We start from the raw sequence: 15,046 nt of genomic DNA, 5'->3' as shown, positions 1-15,046 counted from the left end.
AGCATAGCTCTCTTTAAGTTACATATCAATGCCCATATAAATACAATAATTCAATATATACCAAGAAGGTTTCTTTTTGAAATGATGAGATTCTAAGAATGAGTAAGATATCGAGAGTAATTTATAATATAGAGAGGAAGGTAATTAATTTAATCATTGAAGAAAATCAAACAAATAAAAAAATTATCATTCATTGTAGAGGACTCTTTGGTAGTTTTATTGGATTAAAAGTGAGGAGAAAGTTGAAAAACAATTTTAATATCAAAATGATTTCGGATTTTAGAGGGTCAGTTATTGATGAATATTTAATGAGATATAAGCATAAAAACAGTTTATATAAGATTATGTTAAAAATTTTGATACTAAAAATAAATAGTATTCAATCCAATGTATGCAAAAATGCAGATTATATATTATTTGTTTCTAAAAAACTAGAAGAATATCTAAAAAGTAAGTACATTATTAATTGTGGTGTTTCAATAATCCCCACCTGTATAGATGCTAATAAAAGTAGGTTTGATCAAGAGCAAAGAAGAAAAATAAGAAATGAAATGAAATTAGAAGATAAATTTGTTGTGGCTTATTGTGGAGGGGGTCAGAGCTATCAAAGTCCAGAAGATTTAATAAATGCTTTTATTATGATAAATCAAAGGGTGGAAGAGGCATTCTTTTTAATTTTGACTGGAGATAAAGAAACATTTGCTACATTTTTAAATGTTTCTAATGTTGATAAAGCCAAGTATTTAATTAGGTATGCTCCTCATAATGAGGTATATAAATATTTGAGCGCAGCAGATTGTGGTATTTTACTAAGAGATAGTAATAATGTAAATAAAGTTGCAAGTCCAACAAAATTTGCAGAGTATATTAATTGTAATTTACCTGTTTTTATAAGCCACAATATTGGGGATATAGATGAAATAAGTGCCAAATATAATTTATGTATTTATGAAGAAGATATTGACAATATAAAAATTAAAATTGATGAGATAAAAAAGAATGATGGGAATTTTAAAATATTAATTGGTGACTACTATGAATGGAAGAGGAATATTAAAACTATTATGTCAATTTATAATAAATTTTAAGGATATTTTTGGAACATAGGTGATTATATGAGACATAAGATTTATGAAACAATAAAAATATGGAAGGTGAGGTTATATGGAGTGAAAAGCTATATTGCAGGTATAATTATAACCTTTGTAATCTACTTGTGCTTCGAGGAAAACATAGTAAAAAATTCTTTTTATAAAGAAATAATAGAGCAATTTTTATTATTCAATATAATTTTATACTCTATATTTAATTTGGTTTTAATAAAATTGGGTATGGGAACTTATGATATTGAAATTGGTTTATTTACAATAATATTGCTAGTTTATTTATACATATTTTTTATAATGTATAAAAAAAAATGTAAGAAAAAGGATAAAAATAAAAAATTCTACTTATGATTATTTGTTTATCTCTAATTAATATCTACATGTTATTAGAGCCTATTTTTTTATATGTTTATTCTTATGAATCATATTCGTTATATTTATTAATATACTTGGATGTTGAACTAATGCTAATAGTATTTTTAATATTAAGAAGGTTTAATTACGATCTTAAAATTATTATTAATGTAGTTTCAATTTTTAGTTTAATGAATGTTAGTTTGGGATTTTTACAATTTATGACCGATAGAGTTCTGATTAATTTTAAAGATCCAAGTCAGCAGTTAACACAATTATATATAGGTGGAAGAGTATCTGGGTTTGTAATGGGAGATAATGGTGGAGGGAATCTTGGAGTAATATTATTTCCTGTATTGTTATACAAATACAAACAACATAAAAATGTATTTAATTATATTTTAATTTTAGCCGATATTTTGTTTATTATATTTACTTTTACAAGAGTTGCCTATTTTGCAATATGCGTTGAGCTTCTAATCTTTATAATATTATCAGTGAAAATAAGTTCTATTAAGGATTTCACAAAACACATAGCAACATATAGTTTTGTGGTATGTGTAGGAATATATTCATATTTAAATTATTTCGATAAAATTATAAATATCCTTTTTTTGAAAAGGGGAGATACCCAAGATGATAGATTTGTACAATTTCCTATAGCTATAAAAGCGTTTTTTTCCACACCTATCTTAGGAACAGGCCACGGACAGTATAACAATTATGTATTGTATAAGTTTGGAATAATAGATAAATACGTAATTCATTCCCAGTTTTTGAATATGATTGTTGAGGAGGGAATAATAAACTTTATATTATTTATTATCTTTAATATTTGTTTAATCTATATGTTGATAAAAAAATATAATAAAAAAAAAGAACTGCTATTTATTATTATGATAGTAATAGGAAATGTGATATGTATTAATTTTAATTCTAATCAAACCTATGAGATTAATATAATTATATATTATCTTATATTATTTGGATTTCTATTTGCGAGGGATGAACGTAAGACCTGATTATTTAATGATTTAAAATTTGTGGATTATAAATTTAAACACTTATAAATTAAATATAAAAATTATAAGGAGAAATTAATGCTAAAACAAATAATTAAAAAGATGCCTAATATAATTAAAAAACCGATAATTAATACTTATAATTCATTGCCAGATGCTATTAAATATGGGCAAACATTTAACAGCACTTATAAATCATTGAAATTATCAGAGGGCTTAAGTGAGGAGCAGTATAGTGAATATCAAATGAAAAAGGTTAAGGAAATTATAAAATATGCTTATGAAAATGTTCCTTACTATACTAGGTTATTTAACGAAAATAATATAAAACAAAATATATTCAAGATTTTAATGATTTAAAGAAAATACCATATCTTACAAAAGAAATAATTGGAAACAACTTGGAGGATTTGATTTCCCGAAAATATAATAAAAAAGAATTGAGATATGTAACAACAGGAGGATCTACAGGAATTCCAATGGGGTTTTATCAAGATAAAAGTAGAGAGCAAAAAATAGAGTGGGCTTTTACAGCCAATTTATGGTCAAGGGTAGGGTATGACATTAGAAAAAGTTATAAGATGGTAATACTTAGGGGGAATAGACCTAAGGCGGGTGATTATGAATATATAGGTAAAAATCTAATATTATCTTCATATAACTTAATAGAAGATAATATGGGAAATTATATACAAAGAATATTAGATTTTGAGCCTGATTTTATACAGGCATATCCGTCAACTATAAGTTTATTATCAAAATATATAATAGACAATAATAAAAATATAGTTTTGGAAAATTTAAAGGCAATAATATGTGCCTCTGAAAATTTATATGATTTCCAAAGAAAACAATTAGAACGAGCATTTAATACTAGGGTATATAGTTTTTATGGCCACACAGAACATAGCTGCTTGGCAGGTCAATGTGAAAAGAGTAATTACTATCATTTGCAGAGTGAATACGGTTATACGGAGTTAATTAATGAAAGTGGGTATGATGCTGTAGCGGAAGATGAAACAGGTGAAATAGTATGCACTGGTTTTATTAATTATGTATTCCCATTTATTAGGTATAGGACAGGGGACATTGCAATTAATAGTAATGAAAAATGTATCTGCGGGAGAAATTATAGATTAATTAAAAAGATAGAAGGAAGGAGGCAAGATTATTTTATTGATAAGACAGGTTCAAAAGTAACCTTTACTTGTTCTGATGACGCTTTATGGGATGTATCGAATAAAATACATTTATATCAATATGTACAAAATGAACCTGGCAAGGTCGAACTATATATTCAAAGTAAAAAAGAATTTACACAGGAAGATAGAAATAGTGTAATTGTGAGTTTTAAAAGGTTCTACTCAAGATTTGAAATTGAATTGCATTTTACAGGTCATATTGAAAAAACCAAGATGGGTAAGTTCAGATACTTAGTTCAAAATATTAAAATGTAGGTGATCAGGTGATAAATGCTAGTTTTAAAGATAGTTATATAGGATTAAAACTTAGACAATTAAAACATAAATTAATATACAGATATAGATATCACAGAATGAAAAGTGCTTACACTAGATTTAAAGATTGTAATGATAAAAAACCTAAAAAGCAAATTAGAGAAGAAATATCTATTTGCAAAAGGTTTTGGGGATGTTATCCACTTCATTATTTTAGATATGATTTATATAAAAGAGATAAAAAACTTACTAAAGAAGAATTAATTAATTATGTACCAGAATTTTTCTTTTATAATTTATTTTTACCACATTATGATGGGGACAAATATTCAATATTACTAGGTGATAAAAATATTGCAGAACAATTATTTAGAAGTGTAAACATATATCAACCATATACTATATGTAAATTAATTAATGGAAAAATTTATACTAGTGATTTAGAAGAGAAAAGTTTTGATGAAGTTAATTTAGAACTTAAAGAAAGGTTATATAATAAAATATTTGTTAAACCAGTAGATGGTGAAGGTGGATATGGCATAATCATTTTTCATTTGAGTGAGGATAATAAGTATATAAATAATAACAATGAAGAATTAAGTGAAGTATTTCTATTTAATATAGGTGTAGAGAATAATTATATAATTCAGAGTGGGGTAATACAAGATGAGTCTATTACAAAAATATATTCGTATTCTGTAAACACATTTAGAATTGCAACTGAAAACATAAAAGGAAAAGTTAGATTAATATGTGGAGTTTTAAGAATAGGTAGAGATGGAAATGAAGTTGATAACGCTTCACAAAATGGCATTGTACTTGGGATAGACTGTAACACTGGGATTTGCAAAGAATATGCTGGTACTGAGGAAGGAGAAATTTTTTATAAACATCCAGATTCAAATTTTGTCTTTAAAAACCATAAAATTAATAAATGGAATAGTATAGTTGATTTTACAATTGAATGTGCATCAAAACTGCCACAGTTTACTTATTTGGGATGGGATGTAGCATTAACGAGAGAAGGCCCTATTGCAATAGAAACAAATTTAGGTTTTTCCATTGATATTTTCCAAATTGCTTTAGGTGGGTTCAGAGAAAATTTTAATATAAATGACCCTAATAAGCATTGGAAAAAATAGGAGGAAAAACTTTGAAAAACAATATTATAGTTCAAGTTGGACCCTACCCACAGCCTATAGGTGGAGTTTCAATATATATTAAAAGAATGAGGTTGTACATGGATTTAGTTGGCCTAGCAAATGAAGTTTGGGATTTGAGTAATATAAATAAAAATATTGGAGGAGTAACTAATATAAGATTAAGATATGTTCCATTTAAGTATTTATTTAGAAAGAATATAAAGCTAATTCACTATAATATACCTGGCATAAGTTACAAGATTTATATTGGCTTTTTTAATAGATTATTATTTAAAAGAAGAAAAAAAATATTAACAATTCATGGTGCAAGTAAGGATTTATTTACACACAAGGGGTTACTTGTGTGTAAGTATTTACTTAATAACAAAAATTTACCTATTAATTATGATATTATAATGGCAAAATCGCTTAATAGTTTTGATGCCATCATATGTGTAAAACCAGGTGATAAAAAATATCTTTTCACTAAGGGTATTAACAAACCCATATATGAGGTACCAGCCTTTATATTTCCAATAGAAAATGAAGAAAGTTTAACAATACCAAAATATATAGTAGATTTTATAAATAGCAAAAATTTTATAATTTGTGCAAATGCATCATTAATTCAGTTTTACGATAATCAAGATTTATATGGTATAGATATGTGTATTGATTTAATAGAAAAGCTAAATGCAAATAGAAAAAACGTAGGTTTGGTATTCTGTTTGCCATACATTAACAATACTTTGTATTTTAACAAGTTAAAAAATATTATTAAGAGTAAAAAAATTGAAAGTAATTTCTTATTTGTAAATGAAAAAATGGAATTATATCCAATTATTAAAAAGTCACAGCTATTTGTGCGGCCCACAAACACTGACGGGGATGCTGTATCTATAAGGGAAGCCTTGTTTTATAAAATACCTACCGTTGCAAGTGATATATGCACTAGGCCACAAGGAACAATATTGTTTAAGAGCAGAAATATAGATGATTTATACAATAAAACAGTAGATGTAATAGAGAACTATGAGAAGGCCAAAGAAAAACTAAAAGACATTAAAGTGGAAGACAATGCGCGAAAATTATTAAAAATTTATGAAGAGTGTTTAAAACAATTAATTATATATGATTAATATTGATTTAGAGGTAGGATGAATTTATGAGTATAAATTCGAAAAAATTATTGAAAATAAGCTTGGTATATGCTGCAGGACAGATATTGATTCAAGCATTAAATTTCTTGCTTTTGCCAGTATATACAAATAAATTAGGTGTAATAGAATATGGTAAAATTTCTACTATAACAGCCTTTACAGGGTTTATTAGTTCATTTCTAATTTTATCAATTCAATCAGGGCTGTGTAGGTTTTATAAGGATGAGGTTGATAAAAATAAAATTGTTAACACCGCATTAAACTTTGCATATCTAATTAGTGGTGTTATGTTAATTTTGATGTGTATATTTGGAAGAATGATTTCAAAAATGATTTTTGATTTTGGAGATAGTTATAAAATATTATACGTTATAATTATAACATCAATACTAGGTCAAATTGCAAGTTTATATACTAGTAAATATAGCATGGAGTATAAGGCATTAAAAGTTTGTATAATTCAGGTATTACAAATAAGCTTGCAATTCATAATAATCATTTACCTAGTTTTAAAAATGAATATTGGATTAATGGGAGTGTTATACGGACAACTAATAGCTAGTTTCACAGTATTTATTGTTCTAACTTTGCTTGAAATTAAAAACTATAAATTTGAGATGAATAAATTATTATTAAAGAATATGATGATTTTTAGTTTGGGTTTACTACCAGTTAATTTGTCAGGGTGGATTTTGACCTTATCTGATAGGTATTTTATTAAACATTATAATGGGTTTGGTGATACTGGGGTGTATAATCTTGGGTATCAATTTGGTATGCTTATAAATCCGCTTTTTATAACTCCATTTCTGAATTCATTTACAGCTTACAAGTTTGAAATATATAAAAATTCAAATGCAAAAGAAGAATTAAAAAATTTATTCAGAAAATATAACGTTATTGGATGCTTTATTATGCTTGGAATTGCAATATATAGTAAGTTTGGCATTATGGTATTTGCAAATAAAGATTTTGAAAACGCATATAAGGTGGTACCACTTATACTCTATTCATATTTTTTGTATGGGAAAACGGGATATTATGCTTTAGGTTTTCAAATCCAAAACAAAACATACAAAATAGGTATCTACATGGGATACGCTGCTGTTCTTAATATCATCTTAAACTTTCTTCTTGTTCCCAAAGGGGGCACAATGGGCGCAGCAACGGCCACTATAATTTCTTATTTTCTTTTAAATTTAATTTTCATTAAATCATCAGATAAATATTTTAAAATTGATTTGGACACTAAATTTCAATTAAAGGTACAGATGGTAACATTCATCTTATATGGAATATACTATATAATATCATTAAAAAACATTGGTATAGTTAAAGAATTTATAATTAATATTTTTATAATGATAATTTATTTATATCTATTAATAAAGATTAAATGTATTGATAAGGAGTTCATATTCAATAATACGTTAGGCCTTTTGAAAAGAAAATTTAAAAAATAAAATAAGAATATATAAAAGGCTAATATAAAAATAGGTGGTGTCGATTATGGTTAATTATAGATTTAAAAAACTTTATGCAATACCACCACATAAAATAATTAAGAAGATATTTACTAAGGTGTATAAATTTGTAAAAAACAAAATTATTAAATGTATTGATTTAAGGAGAGACACTCATTTAACTAAAGAGAAATATATAGATTTTAGTTACATTAATATTAAAGATATTGATACTTTAAATATTGATAAGGTAGCATCAAAATATTTATGTAAGATGTACTTATCTCATTCTTTTGATCTACTGGGAAGTGGATATGTTAATGTTACCTATGACATGTATTGCCAGGGTGTTGAAGGCAATATTTACAATGGATCTTTGCATATAAATAAATTTGATATAGAGGGCACGTGGCTTGAAAAAATACTACTTAAGCATCATTTAAACACTGCTCGAAATATTTGGAAACATATTGATAGAGAATATATTCCTATAGATTGGCAGATGGATTTTAAAAGTGGTTTTAGATATTCTCAGAAAGAATGGTACTTAGACCAACCTATAGGTAAGGCAAAAGGTGTAGATATTAAGGTGCCTTGGGAACTGTGTAGACTTCAACATTTGCCACAACTTGCAGTATTTGCATCCATTTTCCAAGAGAAAACAGAAATTATACTAAAGGAATTTAGAAACCAAATGTTAGATTTTATTATGGCGAATCCTCCAAGAATGGGAGTGGTTTGGAGATGCACCATGGATGTTTCAATAAGAGTCTCAAATATGACTTTTGCTTTTGATCTGTTTAAGCAGCTTGATGAGTTTAATATTTTAGATGAGTTCTTTATTAAACTATTCAACCAAAGCATTTATGAACATGGCAAATTTATCACTAATAATCTTGAATGGTATGATGGATTATCTGGAAATCATTATTTATCTGATATTTGTGGACTAACATTTGTTTCTGCTTATTTAAAAAGAGATGAGGAAACAGATTCTTGGCTACAATTTTCAGTTAAGGAAATTATATCTGAGGTCCTTAAACAGTTTCATGAAGACGGAAGTAATTTTGAAGCGTCTACTAGTTATCATAGATTAAGTGGTGAACTGTTGGTATATACCACTGCATTAATATATGGAATTTTAAAAACTGAAAAGCGAAAAGTACTTACTGAATATAAATTTAATAAAGTTAAAAGACTTTTGCCTCTAGAAAAACAAAAGTTTGATGTTTCGTCAGATGAGTTTTTTCCAAAAGAATATATTGAAAGAATATATAGAGCAACATTATTCACAGTCAATATAACAAAACAAAATGGGAATATATCTCAGATAGGTGACAACGACAGTGGAAGATTTTTTAAATTTAGTCCAAATGCAGAACTATTAGTGAAAAGCGATGTTATAAAAAAGTATGTAAATCTAAAAGGATATAAATCAGTACAGGGAATATACTTAGATGAAAACATTTTAAATCACGATACTTTTATTTCAGCGGCGAATGGATTTTTTGAAGATGATAAACTTGCCTCTAGAGATAGATTTCATCTAGAAAAAAGTGTAATCAAGAGCTTATGCAAAGATAAAGAACTTAGTGCAGAACCTTTTTATGAGAACATAAATTTATATAAAGGGCAATTATATAATTTGAAATATTCTTATAAAAAAGAAATACAATATAGTGACTATAGCAGTGAAGTAATAGACTTTAATAATATTTATCTTAAAAGCTATCCGTACTTTGGATTATATATATTTAGGTGTAACAATTTTTATCTATCGGTTATGGCAGGTCAAATAGTTGACAATGGAAATGGGGGACACAGTCACAATGATAAGCTTTCATTTGAACTTAATATAGCAGGTATTGATGTGTATTTAGATTCAGGGACATATTTGTACACTCCATTGCCAGAGCTGAGAAATAAGTTTCGTAGATCTAAAGCTCATAATGTTCCTATAATAGATGATGAAGAACAATGTAGCTTTACAGGAATATTTTCAATGCAAAATGAAGTGGAGTGTGAGATTTTAAGCTGTAGTGAAAAACACTTAGTCTTATATTTAACTTATAGAAATACTAAAATACTAAGAGAATTTAAAATAAATGCTGATAATCTTATTATAATTGATAAATGTAATAAATACTTTTATGAAGATTTTAACATATGTAAAACTGTTTCAAATGGATATGGTAAATTAATGAAAATACATGAAAGTAATATAAAACTATGTAAATAGATATCAAAAGTAGAATAATATGAAAGGAAGAATAAAATGGAATTAAAAGAGCGCTTTCATATAATAAAAAAGCGATTAATTATAGTAATAATTATAACTTTAGCAACAACATTAAGTGGTGGTATTTTAAGTTACTTTTTAATTAAGCCACAGTATAAGGCAGATATTTCTGTAATAATTGGTAAAACTCAAACAGAGACAACTAACTCTAGTTCAAATTATTATGATATTTTGTTATATCAAACAATGGTCCAAACATATAGCAAATTAACAAAATCAAGGATTGTTATAGATAATGTAATAGAAGAACTAAATCTGCAGCAAATGAGGGCATCAGACTTGCTATCTATGATAACTGTTACTCCAGATACAGATACTAGGTTTTTAACAATAGCTGTAACATCAAAAGATCAAAAGCAAGCAGTGGATATTGCCAATCAATTTGCTAAGTCATTAAAGGAAATAAGTATAAAGATTAATAAAGTCGATATTGTTATGCTTATAGATGATGCTAGGACACCTATAATTAATGATACCCAAAAACCAATTCGTAACATTGCTATGGCGTTTTTTATTGGTATTATAATTTCTATTGGCTTAGTTTTCTTACTTGAGTATTTGGATAATACAATAAAAACAAAGGAAGATGTTGAAACATTACTTGGACTTCCGGTTATAGGAACAATTTCTTTAGTCAAAATAAAGGATAGGGCGGGTGTTATAGATTGAAGAAAAAGAGCAAATTCGACAACTTAAAATCTCAAGTGGAAGAACAATTTAGAAGTCTAAGCACAAATATAGAATTTTCTTCTTTTGGTGACGACATTAAGAGTATTGTTGTTACTTCGAGTCTACCTTGTGAGGGCAAAAGTACTATTGTTTCAAACCTTGCAGTTGCAATGGCTAGTAGCGGGAAAAAGGTAGTTATAATTGATTGTAATCTTAGAAATCCAAATATCCACAAGCGGTTTTCAATTTCTAATGATAAAGGACTTACAAATGTATTGGCTCAAAATGGAAAGATTTACGAAGCTGTTATGGATACTTATGTTTATAATTTGTTTGTTATACCAAGTGGACCCGTTCCTGTAAATTCATCAGAACTTTTAGGTAGTAAAAAAATGAAGGAAATTTTATTTGAGTTAACAAATGATTTTGATATGGTATTAATAGATTCCCCTCCTGTTTTGTATATATCAGATGCTCAAATATTATCAGCATTATCACAGGGAACCATATTTGTTGTACCTTATGGAAAATCAGAAAAAGATACACTACTTACCGCAAAAGAAAAGATTGAAAAGGTTGGAGGTAAGATAATAGGCATTGTTATTAACAAAATACCTTATATATATAATGGTAATAATGGTGATTATGATAGCAATTAATAAAAAAGATGTCCACAATCTTTAACTTAGAATATATGTAATTAGTAGAAACAATAACCAAAAGGTGGTTTAATGAAAAAAAACATTAAAAGAATGTCTATATGGGGGAAAATTTTATTAATTATTATGATTACAATTCTAGTTATTATAGGTGGGAGTATTGGATACACGTCTTATCAGTTAAATAAAGTAAATACAATTAAAATATCTAAGACAAACGAAGAGCTAGGAATAAAGCCAGAGGTTTTAAAGCAGGTAAATGAGAAAAAAGTAGAAGTGGGAAAATCAATAATAAATATAGCGTTTTTTGGTGTGGATAGAAGATATATAAATGAGCCGTCTAGGTCTGATTCTATAATGATTTTGACAATAGATGAGTTGCATAAAAAGATAAAGATGAGCTCTATAATGAGGGATACCTATGTGGATATAAAAGGTCACGGCAAAACAAAGATAAATCATGCTTTTGCATATGGTGGTCCACAACTTGCCATTAGGACATTAAATGAGAACTTTAACCTTGATATTAAAAACTACGTAACTGTTGATTTTTTTAATTTAGAAAATATTATAGATGATCTAAATGGAGTTAGCATAAATGTTAGGACAGATGAGATAAGTCTTATTAACAGTTATATGAGAGAGGTCGCAAATCTTGAAAAACAAAATTTTAAAGCAATTACTAGGACTGGCATACAGAATTTAGATGGAAAACAAGCTGTGGCATATTCTAGAATTAGGTACACTGCTGGTGGAGATTTTGTAAGAACAGAAAGGCAAAGAACAGTTTTAAGTGCTTTACTTACAAAGATACAAGGTGTAGGTAAGTTAGAATTTCCAACTATCGTAGCAAAACTATTACCTAATACTGAAACAAGTATGTCTAGTATGGAAATTATAAAGCTAGGCACTGATATATTTACTAATGACATAAAAACTTTAGATCAAGAACGTTTCCCAGTGGACGGTTACTGCAGTGGAAAAACGATAGGGGGAGTCTGGTATCTGGTGCCAGATATCAAAGCTACTAGGTTGCAAATATATAAATATATATATGAAGATAAAAGAACGGTGGCAAAGTGACATCCGCTTAAAAACATGTTTTTTTAAACAAAATAATATTTAGGGGGTATTCATGAAGGTCATGGTGACCGGTGGGGCAGGTTTTATTGGATCTCATATTGTAGATTTATTAATAGAAAAGGGTTATGAAGTTACAGTTCTTGATAGCCTAATACATGGGAAAAAAGAAAATATAAATAAAAAGGCTAAATTTTATTGTAAAGACATTTGTGATAAGGACATTTGGGATGTATTTAAAAAAGAAAAGCCTAAAATTGTTATTCATGAAGCAGCTCAAATAAATGTAGCAAAATCTATAGAAAATCCAGTTTATGATGCGAATATTAATATTATTGGTGCTTTAAATATATTAGAATGTTGTAGAAAAATTGGTGTAAAAAAAGTAATATATCCATCTTCAGCAGCTTGTTTTGGGGAGCCGAAATATCTCCCAATTGATGAGGCGCATCCTTTAGAAATGATTTCAGGATATGGTGTCTCAAAACATACTGTTGAACATTATTTAAAAATTTATAAAGATTTATATGGTCTAAATTATATTGTACTAAGATATGCAAATGTTTATGGCCCAAGGCAAGATTCTACAGGGGAAGGTGGAGTAGTATCAATCTTTGCAGAAAAAATGTTCAAGGACGAATCTCCATATATTTTTGGAGATGGTAACAATACTAGAGACCTTGTTTTTGTAAAAGATGTTGCTAATGCAAATTATATGGCAATGTCAACAAATAAAGTAGGTATTTACAATGTAAGCACTAATACTAAGATATCCATAAATGAGTTATTTAAATATTACAATGATATGCTTAACAAAAATTTGAAACCTATATATATAGGCGAACGTAAGGGTGATATAAAACATAGTTATATGACTTTTGAAAAAATACAGGAAGATTTAGGGTGGACACCAACCTACGATATTCTTACAGGTCTAAGAGAGACAATGGAATACTATAGCAAAGTTTAATATGAATATAAATTCTTAACTAATCTTGAACAAACCGATAACATATACTTTACAATAAACTATTATAATAATTTATAAGGACAAAATTATATTTTTCAAAAAACATAATGAAAAAATTTGCAAGAATTTAAATTAACGGAGGAGGAAACTAATGATTACAGGATTACCAGAAGAAGTTTTAATTGAAGTACTTGTAAGGGCAGGTAAATACAAAATAGATGATGAAGTTTTGGAAGAAGCAAAAAGGTTATATGATGAAAAAATTGCTAAGACATATAAGAATAGGAAAAATAACAAATAAAAAACAAGTCTTACAATATTAATGTTAGACTTGTTTTTTTATTTATCTGATTTTTCTATGGAATCGGCAAGACATTCATCAATTACATCTTTACTGATTATAAATTTACTTTTATCACTCATATAGTTCACTCTCCCTTCGTCATATATAAAGAATATCATAACTATGTTAAAGGGATATTAAGCTAATATTAAATTTAAATAAATATTTAAATAACAATTACTACCTCTGTTCCATCTGCGGCTTTTACATCTACCATTTTTAATCCTTTATAATTTCGTAATACATCCATACTACAGCGTAGTTCTCTAAAGTTTATACAATCAATATATTGTCTTTGCTCCTTAGGGATATATCTTCGGGCTATTGATACTCCAAAACCTCCAAGACCAAGAGCTACTTTTACAAGACCAATTGGTGCTGGTATTTTAAAACTTCTTCCACTTTCAAGTTTTACATATATCTTCAACTTTTATCCTTCCTTTCATTAATATATAGGGAAGTTTAAGTACACTTATGTCATATTTTAATAAAATATTTATTCTATAGAAACTTCAACTATGTCTCCATCTCCACTTTTTACATCGACTATTTTTCCTTCTAGTCCTGAATCAATGGCTTCCATAATCATTTTTATATCTATTCCATTTTCATCTGACACACCTGGTATTTTAATGTTATTAACAGCATTTCCTATAGCTTTTAAAAATTTCACTGGTACGTTAACATTTACAGTGTCCTTTGTAGCTGAAAACACCCTAACTTTTAGCATTTTGTCTAGATTTTTGGATGTTGTAACTGGTATTGCATTAGTAGAGTTCTTAATAGCTTCAATGAGCTCACTAGCCTTATCTATATCGATTTTTCCCTCTTCTACCATTTTTAAAATTCGTTTAACTTCTTCTTTCATTTATAATCCACCCTTTCAAATTTTAATTTTTTTTCATCATATTTACAGCTTGTTGAGCTGATATTTCACCTTTTTCAAGCATATCAAGTATTTCATTATTACTAACTGTTGTATTTTTTACCTCAGTATAACCAAGAGCCGAGACAACTTCATCAAGCTTAGCCCTTACTGTAGGATAAGAGATGCCAAGCTCTTTTTCTACATCTTTAATATTACCTCTGCACTTTAAAAAAACTTCCATAAAATTAAGGTGCTCTTCTGCTAAGTATTCAAACTTGGAAAACTCAAAGTCATTTTCTAGGACAGTACCACATTTATTACACCTAAGTTTAATAACCTTTAGTTTTGCACTACATATAGGACATTTGCTTATCACTCTATAACCCATGAGACCCTCTCCCTTTCTATATTTCTATTATAATATCAATATTTAAATAATTCAATAGTAAAATAA

The 15,046-nt window shown here is 27.4% G+C and carries 16 protein-coding genes; 13 read left to right on the top strand and 3 right to left on the bottom strand.

Going from position 1 to position 15,046, the window contains the following annotated elements; all coding sequences use genetic code 11:
- Positions 1-98 precede the first annotated feature (98 nt).
- The 13 genes from VIM70_RS18320 (at position 99) to VIM70_RS18260 (ending at position 13,682) form a co-directional block, all read left to right on the top strand.
- Entirely contained in the window at positions 99-1,088 is a 990-nt protein-coding gene (locus VIM70_RS18320; RefSeq protein ID WP_331947231.1) for a glycosyltransferase, read from the top strand.
- Between the two features lie 482 nt (positions 1,089-1,570).
- On the top strand, positions 1,571-2,482 hold the full coding sequence (locus VIM70_RS18315) for an O-antigen ligase family protein (RefSeq protein ID WP_331947230.1): 912 nt from the start codon (positions 1,571-1,573) through the stop codon (positions 2,480-2,482).
- Between the two features lie 78 nt (positions 2,483-2,560).
- Entirely contained in the window at positions 2,561-2,842 is a 282-nt protein-coding gene (locus VIM70_RS18310; protein WP_331947229.1) for a hypothetical protein, read from the top strand.
- A 50-nt stretch (positions 2,843-2,892) separates the two neighbouring features.
- Entirely contained in the window at positions 2,893-3,939 is a 1,047-nt protein-coding gene (locus VIM70_RS18305; RefSeq protein ID WP_331947228.1) for a phenylacetate--CoA ligase family protein, read from the top strand.
- Between the two features lie 8 nt (positions 3,940-3,947).
- Positions 3,948-5,081, top strand: coding sequence for a sugar-transfer associated ATP-grasp domain-containing protein (locus VIM70_RS18300; RefSeq protein WP_331947227.1), 1,134 nt, complete (start codon positions 3,948-3,950; stop codon positions 5,079-5,081).
- An 11-nt stretch (positions 5,082-5,092) separates the two neighbouring features.
- Positions 5,093-6,220, top strand: a complete 1,128-nt coding sequence (locus tag VIM70_RS18295) for a glycosyltransferase (protein WP_331947226.1) — start codon at positions 5,093-5,095, stop codon at positions 6,218-6,220.
- Positions 6,221-6,246: 26 nt separating this feature from the next.
- Positions 6,247-7,704, top strand: a complete 1,458-nt coding sequence (locus tag VIM70_RS18290) for an oligosaccharide flippase family protein (RefSeq protein WP_331947225.1) — start codon at positions 6,247-6,249, stop codon at positions 7,702-7,704.
- A 46-nt stretch (positions 7,705-7,750) separates the two neighbouring features.
- Positions 7,751-9,943: an alginate lyase family protein gene (locus tag VIM70_RS18285; protein ID WP_331947224.1), complete on the top strand. Its 2,193-nt coding sequence runs from the start codon at positions 7,751-7,753 to the stop codon at positions 9,941-9,943.
- A gap of 36 nt (positions 9,944-9,979) precedes the next feature.
- Positions 9,980-10,672, top strand: a complete 693-nt coding sequence (locus VIM70_RS18280; protein WP_331947223.1) for a YveK family protein — start codon at positions 9,980-9,982, stop codon at positions 10,670-10,672.
- On the top strand, positions 10,669-11,331 hold the full coding sequence (locus VIM70_RS18275; RefSeq protein ID WP_331947222.1) for a CpsD/CapB family tyrosine-protein kinase: 663 nt from the start codon (positions 10,669-10,671) through the stop codon (positions 11,329-11,331). The genes VIM70_RS18280 and VIM70_RS18275 overlap by 4 nt, the downstream gene beginning before the upstream one ends.
- 72 nt (positions 11,332-11,403) lie before the next feature.
- Positions 11,404-12,414: an LCP family protein gene (locus tag VIM70_RS18270; protein WP_331947221.1), complete on the top strand. Its 1,011-nt coding sequence runs from the start codon at positions 11,404-11,406 to the stop codon at positions 12,412-12,414.
- A gap of 52 nt (positions 12,415-12,466) precedes the next feature.
- Positions 12,467-13,381, top strand: coding sequence for an NAD-dependent epimerase/dehydratase family protein (locus tag VIM70_RS18265; protein WP_331947220.1), 915 nt, complete (start codon positions 12,467-12,469; stop codon positions 13,379-13,381).
- Positions 13,382-13,532: 151 nt separating this feature from the next.
- On the top strand, positions 13,533-13,682 hold the full coding sequence (locus tag VIM70_RS18260) for a hypothetical protein (RefSeq protein ID WP_331947219.1): 150 nt from the start codon (positions 13,533-13,535) through the stop codon (positions 13,680-13,682).
- 208 nt (positions 13,683-13,890) lie between these two features.
- Here VIM70_RS18260 and VIM70_RS18255 read toward each other — a convergent pair whose 3' ends face one another.
- The 3 genes from VIM70_RS18255 to VIM70_RS18245 form a co-directional block, all read right to left on the bottom strand.
- A complete protein-coding gene (locus VIM70_RS18255; protein WP_331947218.1) occupies positions 13,891-14,151 on the bottom strand; it encodes a hypothetical protein in 261 nt (86 codons plus the stop codon).
- Between the two features lie 69 nt (positions 14,152-14,220).
- Complete coding sequence (locus VIM70_RS18250) at positions 14,221-14,592, bottom strand: SHOCT-like domain-containing protein (protein WP_331947217.1); 372 nt, start codon at positions 14,590-14,592, stop codon at positions 14,221-14,223.
- A 22-nt stretch (positions 14,593-14,614) separates the two neighbouring features.
- The gene (locus tag VIM70_RS18245) at positions 14,615-14,980 is read right to left on the bottom strand and encodes a DUF2089 domain-containing protein (protein WP_331947216.1); all 366 of its coding nucleotides are present in this window, start codon (positions 14,978-14,980) and stop codon (positions 14,615-14,617) included.
- Positions 14,981-15,046 lie beyond the last annotated feature (66 nt).

This window comes from Clostridium sp., from assembly GCF_036569345.1.
GTDB lineage: Bacteria > Bacillota > Clostridia > Clostridiales > Clostridiaceae > Clostridium_AD.
The sequence above is the reverse complement of the archived record's forward strand: the minus strand, read 5'-3'. Positions and strand labels throughout refer to the sequence as shown.

Coding starts and splice junctions, on each gene's coding strand:
- VIM70_RS18320 (WP_331947231.1), top strand. CDS start 99: ATGAGTAAGATATCGAGAGTAATTTATAATATAGAGAGGAAGGTAATT.
- VIM70_RS18315 (WP_331947230.1), top strand. CDS start 1,571: ATGCTAATAGTATTTTTAATATTAAGAAGGTTTAATTACGATCTTAAA.
- VIM70_RS18310 (WP_331947229.1), top strand. CDS start 2,561: ATGCTAAAACAAATAATTAAAAAGATGCCTAATATAATTAAAAAACCG.
- VIM70_RS18290 (WP_331947225.1), top strand. CDS start 6,247: ATGAGTATAAATTCGAAAAAATTATTGAAAATAAGCTTGGTATATGCT.
- VIM70_RS18285 (WP_331947224.1), top strand. CDS start 7,751: ATGGTTAATTATAGATTTAAAAAACTTTATGCAATACCACCACATAAA.
- VIM70_RS18280 (WP_331947223.1), top strand. CDS start 9,980: ATGGAATTAAAAGAGCGCTTTCATATAATAAAAAAGCGATTAATTATA.
- VIM70_RS18270 (WP_331947221.1), top strand. CDS start 11,404: ATGAAAAAAAACATTAAAAGAATGTCTATATGGGGGAAAATTTTATTA.
- VIM70_RS18265 (WP_331947220.1), top strand. CDS start 12,467: ATGAAGGTCATGGTGACCGGTGGGGCAGGTTTTATTGGATCTCATATT.
- VIM70_RS18260 (WP_331947219.1), top strand. CDS start 13,533: ATGATTACAGGATTACCAGAAGAAGTTTTAATTGAAGTACTTGTAAGG.
- VIM70_RS18250 (WP_331947217.1), bottom strand. CDS start 14,592: ATGAAAGAAGAAGTTAAACGAATTTTAAAAATGGTAGAAGAGGGAAAA.
- VIM70_RS18245 (WP_331947216.1), bottom strand. CDS start 14,980: ATGGGTTATAGAGTGATAAGCAAATGTCCTATATGTAGTGCAAAACTA.